The sequence below is a fragment of the Actinopolymorpha sp. NPDC004070 genome (assembly GCF_040610475.1).
In the GTDB taxonomy this organism is placed as follows: domain Bacteria; phylum Actinomycetota; class Actinomycetes; order Propionibacteriales; family Actinopolymorphaceae; genus Actinopolymorpha.
In genome coordinates this window covers 303,075-326,420 of record NZ_JBEXMJ010000010.1, presented here as the reverse complement: position 1 = coordinate 326,420, position 23,346 = coordinate 303,075, and the positions used below count along the sequence as shown (strand labels likewise).

At 72.0% G+C, this 23,346-nt stretch carries 14 protein-coding genes; 7 read left to right on the top strand and 7 right to left on the bottom strand.

Annotation, left to right across the window (positions count from 1 at the left end; all coding sequences use genetic code 11):
* Positions 1 to 181: 181 nt before the first annotated feature.
* Positions 182 to 3,205: a polysaccharide biosynthesis C-terminal domain-containing protein gene (locus tag ABZV93_RS20090; RefSeq protein ID WP_354938174.1), complete on the bottom strand. Its 3,024-nt coding sequence runs from the start codon at positions 3,203 to 3,205 to the stop codon at positions 182 to 184.
* 63 nt (positions 3,206 to 3,268) lie between these two features.
* Positions 3,269 to 5,233, bottom strand: coding sequence for a hypothetical protein (locus tag ABZV93_RS20085; RefSeq protein WP_354938171.1), 1,965 nt, complete (start codon positions 5,231 to 5,233; stop codon positions 3,269 to 3,271).
* Between the two features lie 317 nt (positions 5,234 to 5,550).
* On the opposite strand from ABZV93_RS20085, the gene pssD reads away from it, so the two are divergent.
* The gene (gene pssD / locus ABZV93_RS20080; protein WP_354938168.1) at positions 5,551 to 6,054 is read left to right on the top strand and encodes a PssD/Cps14F family polysaccharide biosynthesis glycosyltransferase; all 504 of its coding nucleotides are present in this window, start codon (positions 5,551 to 5,553) and stop codon (positions 6,052 to 6,054) included.
* A gap of 15 nt (positions 6,055 to 6,069) precedes the next feature.
* Complete coding sequence (locus ABZV93_RS20075; RefSeq protein WP_354938165.1) at positions 6,070 to 6,573, top strand: glycosyltransferase; 504 nt, start codon at positions 6,070 to 6,072, stop codon at positions 6,571 to 6,573.
* 2 nt (positions 6,574 to 6,575) lie between these two features.
* Here ABZV93_RS20075 and ABZV93_RS20070 read toward each other — a convergent pair whose 3' ends face one another.
* From ABZV93_RS20070 to ABZV93_RS20055, 4 genes are read right to left on the bottom strand one after another with little or no spacing between them, the layout of a single operon-like run.
* Positions 6,576 to 7,562 (bottom strand): glycosyltransferase family 2 protein, encoded by a 987-nt coding sequence (locus tag ABZV93_RS20070; RefSeq protein ID WP_354938162.1) that lies wholly within the window; start codon positions 7,560 to 7,562, stop codon positions 6,576 to 6,578.
* Positions 7,559 to 9,010 (bottom strand): hypothetical protein, encoded by a 1,452-nt coding sequence (locus ABZV93_RS20065; RefSeq protein ID WP_354938159.1) that lies wholly within the window; start codon positions 9,008 to 9,010, stop codon positions 7,559 to 7,561. Before ABZV93_RS20065 ends, ABZV93_RS20070 begins: the two co-directional genes overlap by 4 nt.
* Positions 9,007 to 10,260, bottom strand: a complete 1,254-nt coding sequence (locus ABZV93_RS20060; protein WP_354938156.1) for a hypothetical protein — start codon at positions 10,258 to 10,260, stop codon at positions 9,007 to 9,009. The genes ABZV93_RS20065 and ABZV93_RS20060 overlap by 4 nt, the downstream gene beginning before the upstream one ends.
* Positions 10,257 to 11,735 carry a hypothetical protein gene (locus ABZV93_RS20055; RefSeq protein ID WP_354938153.1) on the bottom strand — a complete coding sequence of 493 codons (1,479 nt, stop codon included), beginning with the start codon at positions 11,733 to 11,735 and terminating at the stop codon, positions 10,257 to 10,259. The genes ABZV93_RS20060 and ABZV93_RS20055 overlap by 4 nt, the downstream gene beginning before the upstream one ends.
* A gap of 328 nt (positions 11,736 to 12,063) precedes the next feature.
* On the opposite strand from ABZV93_RS20055, the gene ABZV93_RS20050 reads away from it, so the two are divergent.
* The 3 genes from ABZV93_RS20050 to ABZV93_RS20040 are packed head-to-tail and all read left to right on the top strand — an operon-like array spanning position 12,064 to position 16,594.
* Positions 12,064 to 14,910, top strand: coding sequence for a PKD domain-containing protein (locus ABZV93_RS20050; RefSeq protein ID WP_354938150.1), 2,847 nt, complete (start codon positions 12,064 to 12,066; stop codon positions 14,908 to 14,910).
* Positions 14,907 to 15,650 carry a hypothetical protein gene (locus ABZV93_RS20045; RefSeq protein ID WP_354938147.1) on the top strand — a complete coding sequence of 248 codons (744 nt, stop codon included), beginning with the start codon at positions 14,907 to 14,909 and terminating at the stop codon, positions 15,648 to 15,650. The genes ABZV93_RS20050 and ABZV93_RS20045 overlap by 4 nt, the downstream gene beginning before the upstream one ends.
* Before the next feature lie 2 nt (positions 15,651 to 15,652).
* A complete protein-coding gene (locus ABZV93_RS20040) occupies positions 15,653 to 16,594 on the top strand; it encodes a sulfotransferase (protein WP_354938219.1) in 942 nt (313 codons plus the stop codon).
* Here ABZV93_RS20040 and ABZV93_RS20035 read toward each other — a convergent pair.
* A complete protein-coding gene (locus ABZV93_RS20035; RefSeq protein WP_354938144.1) occupies positions 16,555 to 18,123 on the bottom strand; it encodes an MFS transporter in 1,569 nt (522 codons plus the stop codon). The genes ABZV93_RS20040 and ABZV93_RS20035 overlap by 40 nt on opposite strands.
* A 347-nt stretch (positions 18,124 to 18,470) precedes the next feature.
* On the opposite strand from ABZV93_RS20035, the gene mfd reads away from it, so the two are divergent.
* Positions 18,471 to 22,115: a transcription-repair coupling factor gene (gene mfd / locus ABZV93_RS20030; protein WP_354938141.1), complete on the top strand. Its 3,645-nt coding sequence runs from the start codon at positions 18,471 to 18,473 to the stop codon at positions 22,113 to 22,115.
* Between the two features lie 195 nt (positions 22,116 to 22,310).
* Complete coding sequence (locus tag ABZV93_RS20025) at positions 22,311 to 23,261, top strand: hypothetical protein (RefSeq protein ID WP_354938138.1); 951 nt, start codon at positions 22,311 to 22,313, stop codon at positions 23,259 to 23,261.
* Positions 23,262 to 23,346: the final 85 nt, after the last annotated feature.

The following is a 23,346-nucleotide window of genomic DNA, read 5'->3' as shown; positions in this document are numbered from 1 at the left end:
TGCCTCACCCACGGCACCAGCTACAACGAAGCCACCGCCTGGCCAACCCAAGAAGCCATCGCCGCTTGACAGCTTAGAGCCGTGGGATGTCTAGGCCGCGCAGGATCTCCTGCCGACCGACGACCGACTGGCCCGACGCCCCGGGCGTGCGGGCCAGCGGCGTGCCTACTCCGGTGGGTCCCTAACGGGGCGCGTCGGCTGGACCCGCGCCCCGGATCCCGGCGAACAGGTGCCGGCCGTAGTTGTCGGCGTACGGCGCCACCGCGTCCTCGTCCGGCCCGAGGTCGACCACCCGGTCGAAGCCGGTGTGGGTGGTGAGGAAGCGGCCGACGTACTCGGTGTCCCAGCCGCGCAGCGACCGGGCGAACCACGCCTCGTGCTCCTGGCCGGTGTCGAGGAACAGCACTCGCCCGGTCACCGAATCCAGGAGTTCGGCCAGTTCCTCCGCGGACACGCTCGCCCGCCCGAGGGCGAAGTGGTGCAGGAGGCTGAAGCAGGACACGACGTCCCACCGCCGTCCGGCGTCGCGGGCCGCGCGAAGGAACTCCACCGCGTCGCCCACGGTGATCCTTTCCGGGGCCAGCCCGTAGACGCCGGCGGCGAGCCGCGGGGCCAGCGGGTCGCGTTCGATGCCCTCGGCGGCGAACCCGCGATCACCGAGCTGGCGGACGAACCATCCGTAGCAGCAGGCCACGTCGAGGTAGCTGTGCCCCGGGCCCTCGATGCCCTCGGCCGCCAGCCGGCGTTCCATCATCGCCAGCCGGTCGGTGCAGCGGCGTACGGTCGTCCAGCTGCGCTGCAGCTCCGGCGCGTCGAGCGGCTGGTACAGCTCCTTCTTCCCGCCGATCCAGCTCATCTGCCCCAGCAGGTCCTGCAGCGGCGTCGTCACGGGGACCCGCTTGACCTTGACCGAGGCGGACTCCGCGCCGCGGTGCGCGAGCAGGGCCAAACGGTGGTGGCCGTCGATCACCTGGAAGCAGTCGGAGTCGCGGATCGGCGCCACCAGAACCGGATCGGACGCGCCGCTCTGCGCGGCCCGCGGCGGCTCCCCGCCATCCGACGCCCTGGTCGGCGTCCCGGTCGACGTTCCGGTCGCCGGACCTGTCGTCCCTCCGGCCGACGTGCCGGTCGCCGGCACGGTGCCCGTCGTACGCTCGGTGGCGACGGCGGTTCCCACGGCGGTGCCGACCGCGACCGGTGACGGCACTTCCCCGGAGGAGTCGGTGGCGGCGCGGGCAAGGAACGACCGGGCGACCTCGACGATTCCGTGCTCGTCGGTGGCCCAGAAGTAGCGCCCGGTCAGCCGCAGGCAGCGCCGGGCGTGTTCGGCGTACGGCGAGGCGAGGACGGCCTCGTCGGTCAGCTCGCCGTGCTCGGCCGCCAGCCGCAGCAGGTCGGCGTGCGGACCCCGGGTGACGGGCGTGGACGCCCACAGCAGGTCGTCGAACTCCTCGGCGTAGGTGGACGCGGGTATGCCGTCCTGGATGCCGAGCAGCAGGCGGTCCATCGGTACCCGCGCCAGCCCGGGCCGGCGCAGCACCAGCGTGGACAGCGCGACCCGGGCACCGTGGGGGAGCGGCAACCGTCGCAGGGCGTTCACGCCCGTCAGCACCCCCTGCCCGGCGCCCTGCCGGGCCCGGCCGTGCAGGCGCCGGGCCGGAGCGCCGATCCTGCCCAGAGGTACGCCTGCCAGCGCCGACCGGAACGCACCGAGCTGCAGGTGGTTGCGGCCCTTCCACAACAGCGCGGCGTACAGCACACACATCGGGACCAGCCAGCCGATCACCACACCGACGTTCATCGGCGCCACGAGGCGCACCAGGAGCGGCACCACGCCGAAGCACAGGGCCGCCGCGGCCGCGACCCACAGCACGGCCGGGCCGAACGACATCACGCCGTACGCCCGCCGCACCTGAAGCATCGGCAGCGTGTTGCGGACCGCGAGCGCGGCCGCCCACGCGATCGCCGCACCGGTGATGCCGAGCCGGGGAACCAGGACGACGACGAGCACGAGGTCGACGACGAGGGCGGCGGCGTTGTTGAACAGGCTCTGCCGACTGCGCCCGGCCATCAGCAACACCACGTCCACCGAACCCGTGGCGGTGGTCGCCAGCATGGTGAGGGCCAGGATGACGACCGTGGCCTGGCCGGCTTCGTACCCGCCGCCGAAGACCTTCAACAGCACCGGCGCGGCGACCGCGCTGCAGAGGTAGATCGGCCACGCCAGTGCCATCAGCCACGCGGTCGACGTCGAGAACGACTCGCGCACCCCTGCCAGGTCCGCGCGGGCGAACAGCGCCGCCAGCTGCGGCTGCAGCACCTGCTGGATGGCCTGGACGCCGAGCTGCCCGAGGACGAGGAAGCGGGTCGCGGCGGTGTAGACGGCCGCGTGCCGCGGGGACAACAGCGCGGCGACCAGGACGATGTCGGAGCGCTGCAGCGCGACCTGGCAGACCCGGCCCAGCGCGCGGGGTGCGGTGAACCCCCAGAAGTCCCGGGCGAGGGTGGCCGGCGGGGCGGCGTCCTCGGTGCCCTGGCCGCGGACGTCGCCGGCAGGATGGGCGCGCAGTCCCGCGACGATCGAGCGGTACCACAACGCCACGCCGACCAGGCCGACGGCGTACGGCGCGACCCAGGCCACCGCGAGCCACACCGGACCCGCGCCGACCAGCAGCACGACCACGATGCACAGGATCTGCCCGGGCAGCCGGCCGAGCTTCTCCACGATGACGTTGGGCCGCATCGTCTGGTGTGCCTGGGTGGCGGCTAGGATCGTGTCGTACGCCGTGGCCATCGGCAGGCTCACTGCGAGCACGCGCAGCATCGCCGTCATCGTGGCGCCGTGCTCCGCGTTCGCACCGCCACCTTCGCCGGTGCCCAGCACCGTCGCGAGCCAGGGCGCCACGAACCACATCACCACCGCGGCGGCCACACTCAACCCGAGGACCGGGCGCAGGGCGATCCACACGGTGCGCACCGCGCCGGCGAGACTTCCCACGGCGAGCTGGCGCTGGATGGTGTGTGCCAGGCCGACGTCGGTCCCCAGGCCGGAGATCGCGGTGACGATCAGGAAGAACGACGTGGCCGTGAACAACATCCCGGCGACGTCCTGGGCGACGCCGTTGGCAACCACCACGACCAGGGCGATGCTCGCCGCCCCGCCGACGAGTGTGCCTGCCAGGTTGAGGATTCCGTTACGTGCCATCCGTTGAATGGAAGGCGTACTCGACGTACTGACCGTGCTCACCGCACTCACCGCGTGTTCCCCCTAGGACCGTGGCCGGTCGAGTGGTTCACCGACCGTGGTGTCCGCGGTCGGGTCGGACGACCAGTGGTCGCCGTTGGCCGGATGCGTCCCGGCCGCAGAGGCGGCCCGCGGGCGGGCCGTTCCGGGGTCTTCCGAAGCTGTTTGCCCGGACGCCGCCGGTCCGCTCGTGGGTTGCCCGGTGCCCGCCTGAACGGCGGACCGGGTGGCCGCCTGGGTGGCCGCCGAAGGTGGGCCGCTCGGCCTGATCCGTCGCCGCCGGGTGGTGTCGATCACCGGCGGCGCCTCGGCAGTGCCCTTCCTGGGCCCCGGTCTGGCCCGCGCCACACCCGCACCGAGGCCCTCGACCGTCCGGGCGGCCTCGGGTGAGCGGGTCGGCAGGGAGCGGCCGTGGGTTGACCGGCGGCCGCCTCCCCTGCGTTCGCGGCGCTCCTCCCGGCGCTCCTCCCGGCGTTCGGCGCGGCGGGCGTGCCCGCCCCCACTCCGGCGCGGCGACACACCCTCGACCATCACGACACCGAGCAGGTCGGCGTGGACGTGCTCCAGCGCCGCGGTCGCGACCATGAGCTCAGTGCGGGTGGTGACGCCGACCGCGCCGACGAGAACCACGCCGTCGGCCAGCGAGGCCAGTGCCTGCCCGTCGGCTCCGGCAGCCGGAGGTCCGCAGAGAATCAGGTAGTCGTACCACTCCCGCAACCTGCCCAGGGTTGCCCGCATGGGCTCCGACAGCAGTTGGTCCATCGTCTCCCGGGCGGGATAGCCGAGGGGGAGTACGACGAGGTTGTCCTCGGGCTCCACCAGCAGCTCGGTCAGGTCGGCGATACCGGCGAGGAGTTCGGACAACCCGGGAAGCTGCGAACCCCCGCCCACGAGCAGCCGGGACGTCTCGCCGGTGGTGTCGACGACCGCGACACCGAACCCCGCCCGGGCCAGGCCCACCGCGAGCCCGGCGGCTTCGGGGGCCGCGCCGATTCCGTCCGACATCCCCGTCACCGTGAGCGTCACCGGGGGTGCGTCGGCGCCGGTGATGACCGACGTACGCAGAGCGCGGTAGGGCTCGGACAGGTCGATCGGGTCGGTGGTGGACCGTCGCAGCCGCATTCGCCGCCCCCGGCCGACCAGAGCGAGTAGCCGGACGCCCAGATGCTCGACGTCGTAGGGGTGGTGCAGGCGCAGGTCGACCCGCGTCCGCAGCAGTGCGACGGCCACACCGAGCAGCAGGCCGCCGACCACGCCGGCGGCACCGAGGACGATCGCGTCGCGGAAGCCGGTGCCCGGGTCCGGTGCGGCCGAGCTGATCACCTGGCCGGGCCACTGGTCGCTGGCGGTCAGGGTGCTGGTCTCGGTCTCCAGGCTGGCCAGCTGCGAGGCCAGCGCGCTCAGGCGTTCGGCGAGATAGGCGCGGCGGGAGTCGCTCGTGTCCGAGCGGCCCATCTCGTCGCTCAGTTCGTCCAGCGACCGTTGGGTTCTGGCCTGCTGCTGGCGGATCTTGCCGAGCCGGGAACTGATGATCGAGTTCGCACGTCGTTCGCGGTAGGCAAGGTAGGAGTCGGCGAACGCCTGCGCGCCGCGGACCGCGTCGCGTGCGGAGCCGGCGGTGTACGACACCTTCAGCACCTGGGTGTTGGTGGGATTCTCCACGACGACGTGGGAGCGGATCTCCTCCACGCCCTGCGACAGGTGCAACCTGCGGCGCACGTCGGAGGCCACGCCGTTGGTGCTGACGAGCTGTGCCTCGGTCTGGAGGTTGACGAGTTGGTCGCCGCGGCCGTCGGGGGTGTACGGATTGCCCTGCAGAGGACTCAACAGGATCGAGGCGCTCGCGGTGTAGTGCAGGCCCTTGCGCAGCGCCACCCCGGCGCCGGCCGCGCCGCACACTACGCCGAGAACGATCAGGAGCGCGAGGTGTCGTCGGAGTGCGTCGAGAACGAACGACGTGAGCGCGGACGCGTTGTCGTCGTCGCGCATGAACCCCCCAACTCCCGTGCCGTGCTGGATCGACGGTAGACCAGCAGGCCGTCGTTTCGGTGTCGTTTGGAACGATTGTTGCCGGTCGGCAACAGTCGTGCGCGTCCGGGTGCTTTCCCCAATCTTCTGAGGAACAATTGGTTTACGACGCCCACAAGCGGTGGGTAGTACCTAGCATCAGCAACCATTCGGTCTTCCCGACCCTCTCCGCCACCACGAGGTCCAATCACAGCCCCGCCTCACCTCGGTACTTCACAAGATCAACTTTTTCGGACTTTTCACCACGCATCGTGCTCGGAATCGTCGGGGGGGCGAACATGCACGTGATCAACCAGGCCGCACCGGCCGAAGAGGCGGTCACCACGCACCCGCAGCGCTTGCTCCTGGTGGGGTCCAGCGGCGGCCACCTCGCCCAGCTCCTTGCCCTGAAGCCCTGGTGGGAAGGGCGGGAGCGAACCTGGGTGACGTTCGCCACCCAGGACGCCAAGGCGAGACTTCGCGACGAACACGTCGCCTGGGCCTCCTTCCCGACCACGCGAAACTTCCCCAACCTCGTACGCAACCTTGTGCTGGCCGTGCGCGTCATCACCCGTGAACGCCCCGAACTCGTGGTCTCCACGGGCGCGGGCGTGGCGTTCCCGTTCTTCCTGGTCGCCCGGCTGATGCGGATCCGAACCGTCTACCTCGAGGTGTACGACCGGCTCGACAGCCGCACCCTCACCGGGCGACTGTGCCGGCCGCTGTCATCTCTCTTCTGCGTCCAGTGGGAAGAGCAAGCCACGCTTTACAAGGGCTCCCACGTGGTGGGAACCCTCCTCTGAACCAGGCGGAGCAACATGCGAGTCCTCACCATGGTGGGCACTGACCACCACCCGTTCCACCGCCTCGTTCGCTGGGTCGACGAGTGGAGCAGACGGTTTCCCGCCGATGACTGCGTGATCCAGTACGGCACGTCCATGCCTCCCCGGCATGCCCGCGGCCTGGCCTACGTCGAACCCGACGAACTCAACGCCTGGATGGACCAGGCGCAGGTGCTCGTCTGTCACGGCGGGCCGACCACCATCGTCGAGGCCCGGCGTCTTGGTCGCCGTCCGATCGTCGTTCCGCGACGCTCGCGATGGGGCGAGCACGTCGACGACCACCAGTACCACTTCACCAACCGGCTCGCGCAGACCGGGCAGGTGCTCACCGCGTCCACGCAACACGAGTTCGAGATCCTGCTGGACGCGGCGCTGGCAGATCCGGCGACGGTCCGGCGCGGCGACACCGACGACGACCGGCAGACGGCCGCGACCGTTCAGCGCTTCGGCTCCCTGGTGGCCGGGCTGTTCCAGGCCTGACCCTAGATGCCGCGGCCGGCCGAGTTCGCCAGCCGCATCACCCGGTCGGCGGACGCCAGCCTCAGCGCGACCACGATCGCGGCGTAGGCGCGTGGGTCGCGCTGGTTGAGCCGCAGGGTGTGCCGGGCCCAGCGCAGCGCCGCGCGGCGGTCACCGATCGCGGCGTAGGCGAACGCCTTCCGCCCCTGCTGCCGCGCCTCGGCGACCGGATCGGTGCGCAGCACCTCGTGCTTGGCCAGGCCGTAGTCGATGGCCTCGATGATGGTCGCCCAGCGGTCGGAGAAGTACGACTGGCTGCCCCACAACACCTTCACCAGCGGGCGTTCGACGACGGCGATCGGTCCGGCCTGGGCCGCCCGCAGGATCCAGTCGAAGTCCTCGCCGTAACTGCCGGGGATCTTCTCGTCCACCAGCCCGATGCGTTCGCGCAGCGCCCGCGCCCGCACGAGAACCGTCGACGGGTGGGCCTCCATCACCCGGCGGCGGGCGATCTCGATGGCCACGACGTCGGAGGCGGCCGGGATCCGGGTGATCACGCGGTTCTCGTAGTGGACCTCGATGCCGGACACGGCCACGTCGGCGCCCGTCTCGGACAGGTGCGAGACCTGCAGTCGCAGCTTCTCCGGCAGCCACTCGTCGTCGTCGTCGCAGAAGGCGATCAGCTCACCGGCCGCGGCGTCGATGCCGGAGTTGCGGGCGCCGGCCAGGCCGGGCGTACGGACGTTGCCCACCACCCGGGTCGACCGCTCGGGACCCGCGTGCGCCGAGGCGTCCGCGTCGGTGGCGAGCGTCTGGTCGGGCGGCGTCTGGTCGAACACCACGACGCACTCGATCGGGCCGGCGTAGTCCTGGTCGTGGACCGCCCGCACGGCCCGGCGAAGGAGTTGGGGGCGGTCGCGGGTGGCGATGACGACCGAGACCAGCGGCATGGCCGGCGGTGCAGGTGGAGTGGCCGACGTCGCGGTGGACGGCGTGGACTGACTGTTCATCTTGGGTAGCTCCGTTCGGCACTGGTGTCCCGGTCGCTGACCGCGACGGTGATGACGCGCGGTCCCGCCGCCCGGGTCACCAGGCGGGCGCAGCGGTCGAGTTCGCTTCGGGTGCTGTGTGCGAGGTCGGCCACCAGCACCACCACGTCCGCGGCCCGGGCCAGCGCGAAGGTGTCCCTGTCGTCCGGACGGCTGGTGGGCACGCGGGCGTTCTCCAGCAGGTCGTCTCCGGCGGCGTCGCCCGCCACGGCCAACGCGGTGCGCAGGTGGTCGGCGAGCGCGGCGGTCACCTCGTCCGCGCAGGGACCGGTGACGAGAACGATCGGCGGATCGCCGGCCGGGCCGGTCGAGGTGCCGGCCGTGGTACCGGCCGAATCGGCGAAGGCCTCCGCGTCGAGGAGGAGGCGGACCTGCACGGCGAGCGGGTGCAGGTCAACGGCGTCGCGGTGACCCGCGGGACGGCGCAGTCCTCGCCGGTTCACGACGGCGACCGGAGCCAGGCCGGTGGCGGCGGTGACCTCGCCGACCTCGCGCACCGCCGGGCGAGCCCACTCGCGCACCGCGCCGACCGCCAGTCCGGCCAGCAGTCCGAGCATCAGCCCGGACATCGGCGGCACCTCGGAGTTGTGGCGTTCGGGCCGCTTCGGAAGGGTGGCCGACCGGACGACCGCCGCGGTGTTGGAGCCGGTGAGGGCGGTCTTGGTCAGGGCATCGTCGATCTCACCGATCTGGGCCTGGATCTGACCGCGCGGCACCAGGTTGGCCGGCGCGGGAGTGGGGTCGCCGGAGTCTCGGCCCTCGTTTCGTAAGCTGCCGGGCACCGGGAGGTCGTCCAACAGGTTCTGGAGGTACGTACGACGGGAGTCGAGCGCCGCGGCCACCCGCTCCGCGCGGGCGGTGAGGACCTTCGCCCGGTAGCGGGCGAACTCCACGGCCAGCACCCGCGCGCCCTGCTGGGCTCGCCGGGGGTCGCGATCGCTGAAGCCGATCTGGTACACCCGGGTGGTCGTGGGTACGGAGACCTCGATCCGGTCCGCGAGTGTGGCCGGGTCGGGGTGGCCGGGCAACTGCCGGGCCACCGCGGTGAGCACGGGCTGCGAAAGCAGCAGTGCGGCCTCAGTGTCCTGGGTCCACTCTCGTGGGTCCACGGCGGGCGCCGACGGGTCGACCGAGATCGCGAGGTAGGCCGGTGTCGCCGGCGCGAACACCTCGACGGTCGACCGGTAGCTCGCCGGCGTACGCAACGGACCGAGCAGCCCGATCGCGAACCCCACCAGGCCGAGCAGGCAGCACACCAGCCAGTGCCGGCGGACGAACCGGGAGTACCCCGCCGCCTCGAGCGTGTCCCGGGCGCTCGGCTCCGTGCCGAACGCGGGGTCCGACGCGGTGCCCGATGGAGCGCTTGATGAGGTGCCCGGTGCGGTGCCGGGCACGGTGGTGCCGGTCACCGGCCCACCAGCTCCCTGAGCAGCGCGATCAGCCAGGCGGTCCGAGCACGCAACGGCCTGCCCTCGACGGGCTGGCTGGCAAGCGCGTACCGGCGGGCGAGCTCGACGAGGTACGCCATCTGGACGGCCTCGGGATCGTCACCGGGCGCACATTCGCCGGCGGCGCCGGCGAGCAGTCCGGCACGCGCCCGCTCGGCCGCGGCCGCCTCCCCGTGTGAGCGCAGCACCGCCTGCAGGCGGTAGTGCGCCAGGTCGAAGCCGAGCGGGACGCCGACGGCGAAGCGTTCGAAGTCCCACAGCAGAACCTGGTCGCTGTCCCAGGCCATGTTCCACGGCGTCCAGTCGCCGTGCCACGCGCCGCACGTCAACGGCGTCGACCCGAAGCGCCGCTCCACGGTGGCGACCACCCGGGCGAGGGCGGCCGCCTGGTCCAGGTCGGTCAACGCGGGCGGACTGGCCCGGGCGCCTTCCCACACCAGGCTGCGTTCGAGGGGGCGCCGGCTCGTGCCGAGCCGGCCGCCGAGCTCTGCCATCGCCGCGGTGGGTTCGTCCGGACGGCTCCAGCGGGCGTGGCCGGGCAGCATGGGCTCGAGGACCAGCAGCTCCAGCGAGCGCCACCGGCCGTGGTGCAGCACGCGGGGCGCGTGGACGAGCCGGCCGGGCGGACCGGCCGACCAGTACGCCTCGAGGGCCTCGGCCTCGCCCCGGACGAGCTCGGTGGTCACCGGCCACAACCCCACCTTCACGAAGGCGAGGGTGCGGCCGTCCGGCGTGAGCACCTGCAGAACCGGCTTGCGGTTGGCCCGGGGCGGGCCGACGCCCACGGTGACCATCACCTCGCTGTCCAGCAGGTGCGAGAGGTGGTCCTCGATCGATTCGACCGGACGGCCGGCCGGCGCGCTGACGACGAGCCGGTCCGGAGCGAGCCGGGTCACCGCCCGGTTGCCGGGGCGGGTGGCGACCAGCCGGGCCATCGCGGCGCGGGTGTACCGCTCGCGGCGGGACAGTCCCTGGCTGTACTTCCGGAACAGCTCGGCGGCGACCCGGCGCGCGCCGACGGGCAGCGCAAGGCGAGGTTGACGCCGGTCCGGAAGGAGTGCGTACTCGCGTACCACTTGGTGCCCATGTGGCAGCGAACCCTCGACCCGACTGCAGGCGGGAGCGGGCCACAGCGCCCGGGTGGTCTCCAGCAGGGCTTCCAGCGTGGTCTGGTGGCGGTCCTCGGTGGTTGGGTACGGCAGCTCGCTCATCGTGCACCCACCGCCCTTCGTTCCGCCCGCGTCATCCGGGCCATCAGCCCGATCGCGATCATCACCGTGATCAGCGGGGCGTCCAGGGTGTCGTAGACGAACAGCTCGATGCCCCAGAAGATGAGCGAGACGCAACCCGCGATGCTCAGGGCCGCGTGATCGCGCCAGTGCGCGAAGAACCTCCGGGCGAAGAAGTAGAGGAACAGTCCCAGCCCGGCCAGGCCCTGGGAGAAGACCACCATCCACAGCTGACCCTGCGTGCCGAGCGGCGGCACGCCGCAGGCGGGACAGTCCGGTGTCGAGCCGCCGGCGATGGAGAAATAGCTGCCGCGCACCTTCCGGGTGGACCCGAAGCCGAGGACCGGCGACCCCTCCACCACGTTGCGTACGGTGTCGGTGGCGAGCTGCCCGCGACGTTCGTTGGAGTGCGGGGCGTTGAGCCGCGCCTGCACCATCGTGCCGAGCGGACTGGCGACGAACGCGATGGCGCCGAGCAGGATCGCCGCCACGATGGCCTGCAACGCCCACACCCTGCCCATCGCCGCGAGCCGCAGCGCGAGATAGAGCACGCCGACGCCCAGGGCGCCCCACAGCCCGCGGTTCAGCGAGTAGACCACGGGCACCAGGCTGAGCAACACGACGAACGGTGCCAGCCGGCGCCGCCAGCCCGCGTCGGGGCCGAACCACGCCAGCAGGAAGAACGGCAGATACAACGAATAGTTGGCTCCCCAGGAGTTGGCGAACGCGAACGGCGCGATCGGCCGACCCTCCTCGTACCCCAGGATGTTCTGGGTCTCGGCCGCGGCCGGATGGATCATCGGGTTGATGAAGGAGTTGCCGGCCAGCCCGTGCGGAAGCACCAGCTCCAGCACCGAACGGAACTCCAGCGACGGCGCCACGACTCCGAGCAGTCCGCCACACGTGGTGACGACGAACATGAACCCCAGCAACCGCAACACCCGCCGGGTCGGCAGCCGGCGCTCGTCGGCATTGACGACGTAGAGCAGGAAGACGGTCGCGGCGAGGTACATCGCGGCACGGAAGCCGAAGACCATCAGCCGCCCGCCCCCTCCGCCGCCGGGCTCGCCGGTGGGTGCGTCGCTCCACAGCATGGTCACCCCGGCCAGCGTCCAGGCGAGGAACAGCAGCCAGGTGCCGAAGCCGCGGGGTACGCGCAGGGCGCGCCGGCGGAGAAGCTCGACGGCGAGTGGCACCGCGAAGATGACGAAGGCGAACGTCGTGAGGCCGAACACCCACCACAACGGAAACAACAGGAACAACGCCGTCAGCGGCCATCCGGGCCGGAACACCTTCGGAGCGGTCCACGAGCCGACCGACCCGGTGCCCGCCGGAGGTGTCACCGTCGCGGTCGTCACCGTCGCGGTCGTCGCCGGTGGGTCGGCTGCCGGAGGAGGTGTCACCGGACGCGTCGCGAGCATGGCGTTTCGCGCACTCTCGTGCTGCTCGTCCCGCACCGGGTGACCTCCAGGGTGGCTCGCGCGAATGACCGACCGGTCCGCCGTCGGGAGCAGGGAAGTTGCACCGTCTCCACGCTGTGGGGAACTGCACGGATCTGCCCCCGATTATCCCCCGAGGATACGAGACCGGCCTGGGGGTCGGCGTCGTTCAAGAAGATTCGGTGTCGTTCAGAAAGATATGGTTACTTTTCTGGTCGTGGGGGACTTGTGCTGGCACCATGCACACATACGCGGCGTCGTGCCGCGCTGGCCGACATCCCACTTCGGACCCTGGGACGCCGGCGGGGGCTTCGTTCCTTGGGGGGAACTCGTGTTGCTGCGCCGCATGCGTGTCGCCGCTGCCCTGATGCTGGTCGCCCTCGCGACGGTCGTGTTGCCTTCGCAGGCGGCGGCCGTCCAGGTGCCGCAGTCGAAGGTCGTCAGTGCCGACCCCGTCAACTGGACGCCACACGTGCTGGACGGCCGGGTCATGTCGATCGTCCAGGTCGGCGGGACGATCATCTTGGGCGGGGAGTTCTCCCAGGTGAGTTCGGCCGACGGAAACACGATCTACAACCGCGCCAACCTGGTCGCGTTCAGTGCGACGACCGGAGCCGTCAGTACGACGTTCAATCCCCGCACCGACGGCGAGGTGACGACACTCATCGTGTCCGCCGACGGTTCCACGGTGTTCGCTGGCGGCTTCTTCAACACCGTCAACGGCCAGGCCGCGAAGAGCATTGCCAAGATCAACGTCGCCAACGGCCAGTTGACATCGGGCTTCTCCAGCCCGGCGCTCAACGGACGGATCAAGGACATGCGGTTGGTCGGCAACCGGCTGTGGATCGCCGGCACGTTCGCCACCGTCAACGGGAACGCCCAGCCGGCGCTGGCGACGATCAACGCCACCACCGGCGCGTACGACCCGTTCGACCGGGTGCAGTTCGCCGCACCGCAGAACGGCGGCGTGCTGCAGGTGTTGAAGATGGACATCAGCCCGGACCGCTCGACGCTGGTCGCCATCGGAAACTTCACCCTCGCCGGCGGGCAGTCCCGTTCGCAGATCGCGATGCTGGACATCGGGGGCACGGCGGCCTCGGTCACCAACTGGCGGACCGACTTCTATCCCATGGTCAAGAGTGACGGCACGCCGTACTGTTCGGCGTCGGTCGACTCCTACATGCGCGACATCGACATCTCCCCGGACGGCACCTACTTCGTGGTCACCACGACCGGGGCCTACGCAGGCGGTCCGCCCAAGTCCTGTGACACCAACAGCCGGTTCGAGACCCGTGCGCGCGGCACCGGCATCACCCCGACCTGGGCCGAGTACACCGGCGGCGACACGACGTACGCCGTGGCGGTGACCGGCGCGGCGGTCTACGTCGGTGGCCACTTCCGCTGGCACAACAACCCGTGGGCCGGGGACAAGGCCGGCCGGGGCGCGGTGAGCCGGGAGGGCATCGCCGCCCTGGACCCGCAGACCGGTCTGCCGTTCCGGTGGAACCCCGGCCGCACCAAGGGCGTCGGCGTGTTCGACATGCTGGCCACCTCCGCGGGACTGTGGGTGGGCAGCGACACCGACCGACTGGGCAACTGGGAGTACCACGCCCGGATCGGCTTCATGCCGCTCGCCGGCGGCACCACGCCGCCGCGGCCGACGGTCGGAACGATTCCCGGTGACGTCTACGCCGTACCCACGACCGCCACCCACCCGGTCGTCCGGGCCGTCACCGAAACGTCCTCCGGCCCCAACCGGGACGTCCCCGCCGGCGGCATCGACTGGACGAGCGTGCGCGGAGGCTTCATGCTCGGCGACCAGATCTACACCGGCTGGTCCAACGGGCTGTTCAACCGGCGCACCTTCGACGGCACGAACTACGGCACGGCCACGCCGATCAACCTCGCCGACCAGATCGTCAACGACGCGCCCTGGCACACCGACGTCGCGGCGGCGACCGGGATGTTCTGGAAGGACGGCCGGCTCTACTACACCGTCAGCGGCCAGACGTCGCTGTACTACCGCAGGTTCACCGTGGAGAGCTACGTGGTGGGCGCACAGCGGTTCACCGCCACCGGGAGCTCGGCCCAGATCGACTTCTCCAAGGTGACCGGGATGTTCTTCGCCAACGGCCGCCTCTACTGGGGCAGTTCGGTCGACGGCAACCTGCGCCGGGTGGACTTCGCGAACGACCAGCCGGCGTCCGGCACGGTCCGCATCATCAGCGGTCCCTCGGTCGACGGGCTCAACTGGCGCTCGCGGGCGATGTTCCTGTCCACCAGGGGTGCCCCGGCTGCCAACGACCCGCCGGTGGCCGTGGCCACGGGCGAGTGCCGGTACCTCGTGTGCTCGTTCAGCGGCGCGTCCTCGCGCGACTCCGACGGCACGATCGCCAAGTACACCTGGGACTTCGGCGACGGCTCCACCGGCGACGGCGCGACGGTCTCGCACACCTTCGCCACCGCCGCCGACCAGACCGTCCGGCTCACCGTGACCGACGACAAGGGCGCCTCCTCGACCACGAGCTACACCGTGACGACCACGACGGTGCCAACCGGCGTGGAGTTCGTCGGGGTGGCCGGAGCCAACGCCAACGCCACCACCCACCAGGTGACCGTTCCGGCGGCCGTCCGGGCCGGCGACCGGCTGCTGTTGCTGGCCTCGTTCAACGACGTGACGGCGACCGTGTCCGGGCCCACCGGCGTCACCGGCTGGTCCAACGTCGCGCCCCAGCAGACCAGCGGCATGGTCACCCGCGGCTGGCAGAAGGTGGCGGCGGCCGGCGACGCCGGAACGGCGGTCACGGTGACGACCTCCGCCTATGTCAAGGGCGACTTGACGCTGCTCGCCTACCGCGGGAACAACCTGGTGATACTCGGCGCCGCGGGCAGGGCGGAGACCACGTCCGGAACCACCCACACCACCCCGACGGTCCAGGTGCCGGACGGCACCGCGCCGCGGCTGGTCAGCTACTGGGCGGAGAAGTCCTCGGGCACCACCGCGCTGACCGCACCGGCCGGGCAGGGGGTACGCCGCAGCGCGACCGGCACCGGCGGCGGGCACGTCACCACGCTGGCGACCGACAGCACCGTCGCAGCCGGCACCGGCACGGCGGGCGGGCTGACCGCGACCGCCGACACCGCGAGCGCCCAGGCCACCATGTGGTCCTTCCTGATCGGAGCCCAGCCGTGATCTCCCACGAGAACATCGAGACCCCGCCGAGCCGGGGCAGGAGTGCCGGCGAGAAGGTGTGCGCCCTGCTGGCCGTCTCGGTGCTCGCCGTCGGACTCGGGGCGTGCTCGAACTCCTCCGGCGACATGGAGGCCGGGCGCCCGGCGAGCACCCCGGCCACGCCGACCGCCACGCCCGAGCCCACCGCGACGCCGACTTCCTCGGTGCGGGTCCGGCAGGTGTCGAAGGACGACGAGTCCGAGCCGAAGGCACCCCCGCGCAGACGTGAGCAGCCCGCGCCGACCACGGCTCCGAGCCCGGAGCCCGTACCCCCGCGGGTGTTCAGCGTGAAGCCGCGGACCAACACCAGCACCGCCCGGGCGCGGCTGGTCGGGCTCACCACCGCGCGGGGGCGCGGGATGGAGTCCGTGACGTTCCGCTTCGCCGACACCAAGGTGGTGCCGAGGTACGAGGTTCGCTACGTCGACGTCGTACGTGCGCACCCCGAGGACGACCCGATCGCGGTGGAGGGGAACGCCTTCCTCGAGGTGTCGTTCAAGCTGACCAACCCCAACGTCAGCGGCCGGCTGGCGGTCCCGTCGGACCTGACGCCCGGGCAGCCGCAGGTGCGCGAGATCCTGTTGGTGCACAACGTCGCGGGCAGCCTGAAGTTCGGCGTCGGGGTGAACCGCCGCGCGGAGTTCCGCCTGCACGAGAACAAGGGGGAGGCCAGCCTGGTGCTGGAGGTACGCGACCGGTGAGCATGCAGGGAACCGACACGGCCAGGAACCCGCTGCGCTCGTCCGCACCGCAGTGGGCGAAGGAGTCGGGCCGGAAGGTGAGCGTCACCCTCGGGCGGCTCACCGCGAGCCGGCGGTTGCTGCCCTCGTTCCTGGTGATCGGCGGCCAGCGGTGCGGCACCACGGCGCTGCACCGCGCGCTGATCGCCCATCCCGTGGTCGCCGGACCGGTCCTGCACAAGGGGATCAACTACTTCGACCTCGGCTACCACCACGGTCCGGCGTGGTACCGCGGCCACTTCCAGCTGCGGGCCACCGCCAGGCGGCGCGCGGCCGCCGCGCAACTCCCGCTTGCGGGCGGTGCGTCCGCGACCCCCGAGCCGCAGGCGATGGAGTCCAGCGGCTACTACCTCTACCACCCGCTGGCGCTGCCGAGGATCAGACACGACCTTCCGGACGTCCGCCTGATCGTCATGTTGCGGGATCCGGTCGAGCGCGCGTACTCCGCCTACAAGCACGCGGTGGCGCGCGGTTTCGAGACCGAGCCGACGTTCGAGGGAGCGCTGGAGCTGGAGGAGAGCCGGCTCGCCGGTGAGGAGGAGCGGCTGCGTACCGACCCGCGCTACGTGAGCCACTCACACCGCCACCACGCCTACCTGACGCGTGGACGCTACGCCGAACAGCTGCGGCGGCTGTACGACGGGTTCGACCCCGGGCAGGTGCTCGTGGTCGCGAGCGAGGACTTCTCCACCCGGCCCGAACCCGTCTTCGCGGGCATCCTCGACTTCCTCGGCCTGCCCGCCTGGCGGCCGGCGTCGTTCGAGCGGTACAACGCCCGGCCGGGCAGGCCGCTGCCCGAGTCGCTCCGCCGCCGCTTGGACGACCACTTCGCGCCGTACGACGAGGAGCTCGGTCAGCTGCTCGGTCAGCCGCCGGTGTGGCGGCGTCCGCCCGTATCGGCGTAGTCGGCGTAGTCGGCGGAACCCGGCGAGCTCGGCGATCCTGGCGGACCCGCGGGCTGACGTCCGCCGAAGGCCCGCCCGCGCCGTGGGAGCAGCACCAGCCCGGCGGCCGCGGCGGTGGTGACGGCCGCCGCTGCGAACGCCGGCCCGGTCGGCAGTGCGCTCAGCACGGCGACCCCGAGCGCGCCGCCCACCTGCAGCATGGTGTTGAGCACGGCCGACATCCCGCCGGCGTCGCCGGGCTGCACCCCGTCCATGGCAGCGAGGGTGAGGGGTACGAACGCGAGCTCACGGCACACGGCGATCAGCGTCATCGGGCCGAGCAGCCCGGTGAGGTAGTGCGTACCCGTGCCGGCCAGTGCGAGCCAGGCCATGCCGGCCGCGCAGCCCAGCCCGCCGAGCCCGCCCAGCAGCCGTGCGGGCAGCCTCCCGGCCAGGTGCGCGGCCAGTGGTGCCCCCGCCAGCAGTCCCAGACTGAACGGCAGGAACGCGATCCCGGCTAGCAGCGGTCCGTACCCCAGCAGGTCCTGCACGAACAGCGTGAGCACGTACGTCGTGGCCAGCAGGGCTGCGCCGGTCGCGAACATCATGCCGCAGACCGTCAGCCGATCGCGGTCGCGCAACGGGGCGTACGGCAGCAGCGATCTTGTGGACCGCGGGTCGACCCGGGCGAACACCGCCAGCAGGACGCCGGCCGGCCCGAGGAGGGCGTAGGCGCCCGGGTCGGTCCAGCCGTCGGTGGTGAGCCGGGACAGCGCGAGCAGCAGTGCGACCAGCCCGCCGACCGAGGTGGCCGTCGACACGAGCGGGGCGACCAGCGCGGAAGGCGGCGTCGATCTCCGCGCCGGACCGCGAGGGGGCGCGGCGGCCTCGGTGGGCAGTCGCGCGGGAACGAGCGCGACGGTGATCACGCCGAGCGGCACGGTGAGCAGGAGGGTCCAGCGCCAGCCGTACGCCGTCAGCGCTCCGCCCAGCACCATGCCCAGCACGCCACCCATTCCGGACACCAGCACCAGCACGGTGAACGCCCGGGTGCGTGCCGGTCCGGCCGCGAACCCGATGGTGACCAGCGCGAGGGCGGCCGGTGTGGCGACGGCGGCGCCGGCGCCCTGAGCGACGCGGGCGGCGATCAGCCATCCGCCGCTCGGTGCCAGCGCGCCCGCCAGCGACGCGGCCGTGCACGCCACCGCTCCGCTGACCAGCACCCGTCTGCGGCCGAGCAGGTCGCCGGCGCGACCGAACGGCAGCAGCAGACTTCCGAACGCGAGGGCGTACGCACTCAGCACCCAGGCCAGGCCCGCGGAGGACAGTGCGAGGTCGCGCTGGATCCGGGGCAGCGCGATGGTGACGGCGGTGCCGTCCAGGACGGCAAGCAGCTGGGTGGCGCCGATCAGGGCAAGCAGCCGGCGCTGACCGGGCAGGCCGGCCGGTGGTCGTGGTGGTGCGGACGACATGACGACTCCGGTCACGAGGTGGGGCGACGGGACGGAGTGGGAGGAGATGCGGCCGAGCAGGCCAGAGGAGTACGCCACGGAGGCGTACGGAGAGAAACACGGAGAGAAAGAAGACCGGTGCGGCGGAAGGAAGTGACCGGCGAGGCGGCGGCCGCGGTGATCAGGCAGTGATCCGGCGGTGATCCGGCGGCACAGCCCGGTCCTGCGCCCGACCCTAGGCCTCGGTGCGCTGTGCCCGCAAGCGGCCCGGACCCCGGCCCGGGGCCGTCACGAGCGGCGGCCGGGCTCCCGCCACGAGGATGGCTGTCGGTGGGCCGCGCTAGCCTGGACGGGCAACCCCGGTTCGCGTCGCGAATCGGGGCGTTCGTGGTGCTTCGTGCCGCCCTCAGGCGGCCGCGGCACCTCCTCCGCACGCGAAGGAACCCATGAGCCTCACCGGACTCGTCGAGCTCGTCGTCGCCGATCCCGCGCTCGCCGCCGCAGTGGAGAACGCCCGGGCGGGCGCCGGCGCACCGCTGGATCTGACCGCACCCAAGGCGCTGCAGCCGTTCGCGATCGCCGCCCTGGCCGCCGCACCCGACCACGGCGGTGCCGGCCGTACCGTTCTCGCCGTCACCGCCACCGGCCGGGAGGCCGAGGACCTCACCGAGACGTTGCAGAGCCTGCTCGGCGACGAGCGGGCCGCCGCCTACTACCCCGCGTGGGAGACGCTGCCGCACGAGCGGCTGTCCCCGCGGTCCGACACCGTGGGCCGCCGGCTGGCCGTGCTGCGCCGACTGGTGCACCCGACGGAGGAGACGCCGGCGCCGAAGGTCGTGGTGGCGCCCGTACGCAGCGTGCTCCAGCCGCAGGTGAAGGGTCTCGCCGACCTGGAGCCGGTGTGGCTGCACGTCGGTGACGAGATCGACCTCGACGACCTGGTGCGCCGGCTGGCCGCCGCCGCCTACACCCGGGTCGACCTGGTGGAGCGGCGTGGAGAGTTCGCGGTGCGCGGTGGCATCGTGGACGTCTTCCCGCCGACCGAGGAGCACCCGCTGCGGGTGGAGTTCTTCGGCGACGAGGTGGAGGAGATCCGTTCGTTCAAGGTCGCCGACCAGCGGTCGCTGGACAGTTCGGGGCAGCAGCGCCTGTACGCACCGCCGTGCCGCGAGCTGCTCCTCACCGACCAGGTGCGCGAACGGGCTGCCACGCTCGCCGCGGCCCACCCGGAGCTGGCCGAGCTGTTCGAGAAACTCGCGAACGGCCACGCGGTGGAGGGGATGGAGTCGCTGGCCCCGGTCCTGGTCGACGACATGGAGCTGCTGGTCGACCTGATGCCCGAGCGCACCCACGTCGTGGTGGCCGACCCCGAGCGGGTCCGCAGCCGGGCGCACGACCTGGTGGCGACCAGCCAGGAGTTCCTGGAGGCCAGCTGGGCGGCCGCCGCCGGGGGCGGTGAGGCGCCGATCGACCTCGGCCCGGCGGCCTACCGCTCCCTGGCAGACGTACGCCGGCACGCTTTGGACACCGACCTGGCCTGGTGGAGCGTGTCGCCGTTCGCCCTGGAGCCCGAGGACGCCCCGCCGACCGCGCCCCTGCGCACCGAGACCGGTGAGATCGTCGCGCTGGACGTCGACGTCGACACCGGCGCAGTGGAGTCGCACGCGATCACCGCGCGGGCGGTCGACACCTACCAGGGCGACACCGAACGCGCGCTCGCGGACGTGCGCGACTGGATCGCGCGGGGCTGGCGGATCGTGTTCGTCACCGAGGGCCACGGGCCGGCCAACCGGATGGTGGAGGTGCTGCGCGGCAACGACGTGCCCGCCCGCCTGGACGAACGCCTCGACCACACGCCGGAGCCGTCGGTCGTCCACGTCACCTGCGGCCGGATCGACCACGGGTTCGTGGCGTCCACCGCGCAGGCCGTCGTCCTCACCGAGGCCGACCTGGCCGGGCGGTCCGGCGCGTCCACCAAGGACATGCGGCGGATGCCCGCGAGGCGCCGGCGCACCATCGACCCGCTGGAGCTCACCCCGGGCGACTACGTCGTGCACGAGCAGCACGGCGTGGGCCGCTACGTCGAGATGTCGCAGCGCACGGTCGGCACCGGCCAGCACCGCACCACGCGGGAGTACCTCGTCGTCGAGTACGCCCCCTCCAAGCGGGGCCAGCCCGGCGACCGGCTGTTCGTCCCGACCGACCAGCTCGACCAGGTGACCCGCTACGTGGGTGGCGAGCAGCCGAGCCTGGACCGGATGGGTGGCTCGGACTGGGCCAAGCGCAAGGGCCGGGCCCGCAAGGCCGTGAAGCAGATCGCCGGCGAGCTCATCAAGCTGTACGCCGCGCGCCAGGCCACCCAGGGCCACGCCTTCGGCCCCGACACTCCCTGGCAGCGCGAGCTCGAGGACGCCTTCCCCTACGTCGAGACGCCGGACCAGCTGGCCACCATCGAAGACGTCAAGCTGGACATGGAGAAGACCGTCCCGATGGACCGGCTGATCTGCGGCGACGTCGGCTACGGCAAGACCGAGATCGCGGTGCGGGCGGCGTTCAAGGCGGTGCAGGACGGCAAGCAGGTCGGCGTCCTCGTACCCACCACGCTGCTCGTCCAGCAGCACTACTCCACCTTCGCCGAGCGGTTCGCGCCGTTCCCGGTGACGGTGCGGGCCCTGTCGCGTTTCCAGACCGACAAGGAGGCCGAGGAGGTCCTGCGCGGCCTGTCCACCGGGGAGATCGACGTGGTGATCGGCACCCACCGGCTGCTCGGCCAGGAAGTGTCGTTCAAGGACGTCGGCCTGATCGTGGTCGACGAGGAGCAGCGCTTCGGCGTCGAGCACAAGGAGAAGCTGAAGGCTCTTCGGGCCAGCGTCGACGTGCTCACCATGTCGGCCACGCCGATCCCGCGCACGCTGGAGATGGCGATCACCGGCATCCGGGAGATGTCCACGATCATGACGCCACCGGAGGAGCGGCACCCGGTCCTGACCTTCGTGGGGGCGTACGACGAACGCCAGGTGGTGGCCGCCATCCGCCGCGAGCTGCTGCGTGAGGGCCAGGTGTTCTTCGTGCACAACCGGGTGAACACGATCGAGAAGGCGGCGGCCCGGATCCGGCAGCTCGTGCCCGAGGCACGGGTCAGCGTCGGCCACGGCCAGATGGGCGAGCACCAGCTGGAGGAGGTCATCTCCGACTTCTGGGAGAAGCGCGCCGACGTGCTGGTGTGCACCACGATCGTCGAGGCGGGCCTGGACATCTCCAACGCCAACACGCTGATCGTCGAGCGCGCCGACCTGTTCGGGCTGTCCCAGCTGCACCAGCTGCGCGGTCGGGTGGGTCGTGGCCGGGAGCGGGCGTACGCCTACTTCCTCTATCCGGCCGAGCGTCCGCTCACCGAGACCGCCCACGACCGGTTGGCCACCCTCGCCCAGAACACCGAGCTCGGCGCCGGCATGGCGGTGGCCATGAAGGACCTGGAGATCCGGGGCGCGGGCAACATGCTGGGCGGTGAGCAGTCCGGGCACATCGCCGACGTCGGGTTCGACCTCTACGTCCGGCTGGTGGGCGAGGCGGTCGCCGAGTACCGCGGCGACAGCCCCGAGGAGGAGAACGACGTCAAGGTCGAACTGCCGATCGACGCCCACCTGCCACACGACTACGTCGACAGCCAGCGGCTGCGGCTGGAGATGTACCAACGCCTGGCCGCGGTCCGCGACGAGGCCGAGGTCGACCAGGTGGGGGAGGAGCTCGCCGACCGGTACGGCACCCTGCCCGAGCCGGTGGTCAACCTCCTGGAGGTGGCCAGGTTCAGGCTGCACGCCAAGCGGGCCGGGCTGACCGACGTGACGCTGCAGGGGAACCAGATCCGGTTCGCGCCGGTCGACCTGCGGGAGAGCCAGGAGCTGCGGCTGATGCGGCTGTATCCCCGCACGATCGTGAAGCGGCCGGCGCGCACCATCCTGGTTCCCCGTCCGGCCACGGCCCCGATCGGCGGGCTGCCGCTGCGCGACGTCGAGCTGCTGAAGTGGGCACACGACCTGGTCGAGGCGGTCCTGCTGGACGCCCCGGTGGGCGCGTCCTCGACCGGCTGACCGCGGCTGCGCCCGACGGCGGCACGGCCGACCGCGGACCGGCCGGCCGTGCCCGTTATGTCCGAGTAGTCCAGTTGTGACGCACTGTGCCCGGAAGGCGCCATTGCGGCAATCGGTTATGGTTGCGACGGCTTTGGACCCGTGGCCGTGGGGAGGACGGCCCCGGGGTATTCGTACCTTCCTGGAGTAGTGCCGATGCCTGACGACCATCAGTCCGCCTCGCGGCCGCACGACGACCTCGCGGGACCCGACGCGAGCGAGCTCGCCTCCGTGGAGAGCTCCGACCGGTGGCGGCCCGGCCGGCACCGTCGGCCCCGGCCGACGTTGGTGGTCGCCTCGGTGCTCTCCAGCGTCGTCGCCGCGGGTGTCGCCGCGACCGGCGTGGGGTGGTACCTCCTCGGCGGGGGCCACCACGATCCGGGTGTCCTGGCCGCCTCGACCCTCCGTCCCGGCGGGCCGACCGACAGGCCGGTGCCCACCAGAGCCGTACGAGACCCCCTCGGGTCCACCGCCCACACGCCGGGGTCGGGTTCCGGGCAGATGTTGCCGGCGCCGTTCCTGCCCGCCGCCCAGCGTCTGGGCGAAGCCGGCGTGAGCCTGGCGTTGCTGGGGCTGCCGGTCACGCTTCCGAACGCTCTTCCCAACGCCCTTCCGAACCCGGTTCCCGGCGCGCCGACACCGACGGAGATCCCGCTGGTGAAGTCGCCGTTCGTGCTCGCCGCCGGCCCGCCGGCCGCCGCGGGAGTGACCGATCCCGCCACCGTCGCGGCGCGCACCGAGACGCCGGGACCGACCCGGGCGCCCGGTGGCGACGACCACACCGGAGACCCGACGCCACCGGGCACGCCCACCCCCACGGGCACGGCGACCCCCACGGACGAGCCGACGCCCACGGACACGCCGAAACCCACGTCGACTCCGACGAAGGACCCCACGCCCACGCACGAGCCGACGCCCACCAGGACGCCGACGCCCACCTCGACTCCGACGAGGGATCCCTCGCCGACGAGTACGCCGACGCCGACGGGCACCCCGGAGCCGACGCGGTCACCGACCAGCGACCCGACGCCCACCCGGAAACCGTTGCCGAAGCTGCCGCTGCCGCTGCCGAAGTCGCCTACTATTCCGGTGCCGGACCTTCCATAACGTCCATACCCGCACATCCGGGACACCGGCCGCCCACCGGGCCGAAACCGACCGACCGATCATCGACCGCCAGCAACTCGAGGAC

Bases quoted from the DNA above. Each gene is read 5' to 3' on its own strand.
- ABZV93_RS20090 (WP_354938174.1), bottom strand. From the start codon at position 3,205: ATGGCACGTAACGGAATCCTCAACCTGGCAGGCACACTCGTCGGCGGG.
- ABZV93_RS20085 (WP_354938171.1), bottom strand. From the start codon at position 5,233: ATGCGCGACGACGACAACGCGTCCGCGCTCACGTCGTTCGTTCTCGAC.
- pssD (WP_354938168.1), top strand. From the start codon at position 5,551: ATGCACGTGATCAACCAGGCCGCACCGGCCGAAGAGGCGGTCACCACG.
- ABZV93_RS20075 (WP_354938165.1), top strand. From the start codon at position 6,070: ATGCGAGTCCTCACCATGGTGGGCACTGACCACCACCCGTTCCACCGC.
- ABZV93_RS20070 (WP_354938162.1), bottom strand. From the start codon at position 7,562: ATGAACAGTCAGTCCACGCCGTCCACCGCGACGTCGGCCACTCCACCT.
- ABZV93_RS20060 (WP_354938156.1), bottom strand. From the start codon at position 10,260: ATGAGCGAGCTGCCGTACCCAACCACCGAGGACCGCCACCAGACCACG.
- ABZV93_RS20050 (WP_354938150.1), top strand. From the start codon at position 12,064: ATGCGTGTCGCCGCTGCCCTGATGCTGGTCGCCCTCGCGACGGTCGTG.
- ABZV93_RS20040 (WP_354938219.1), top strand. From the start codon at position 15,653: ATGCAGGGAACCGACACGGCCAGGAACCCGCTGCGCTCGTCCGCACCG.
- mfd (WP_354938141.1), top strand. From the start codon at position 18,471: ATGAGCCTCACCGGACTCGTCGAGCTCGTCGTCGCCGATCCCGCGCTC.
- ABZV93_RS20025 (WP_354938138.1), top strand. From the start codon at position 22,311: ATGCCTGACGACCATCAGTCCGCCTCGCGGCCGCACGACGACCTCGCG.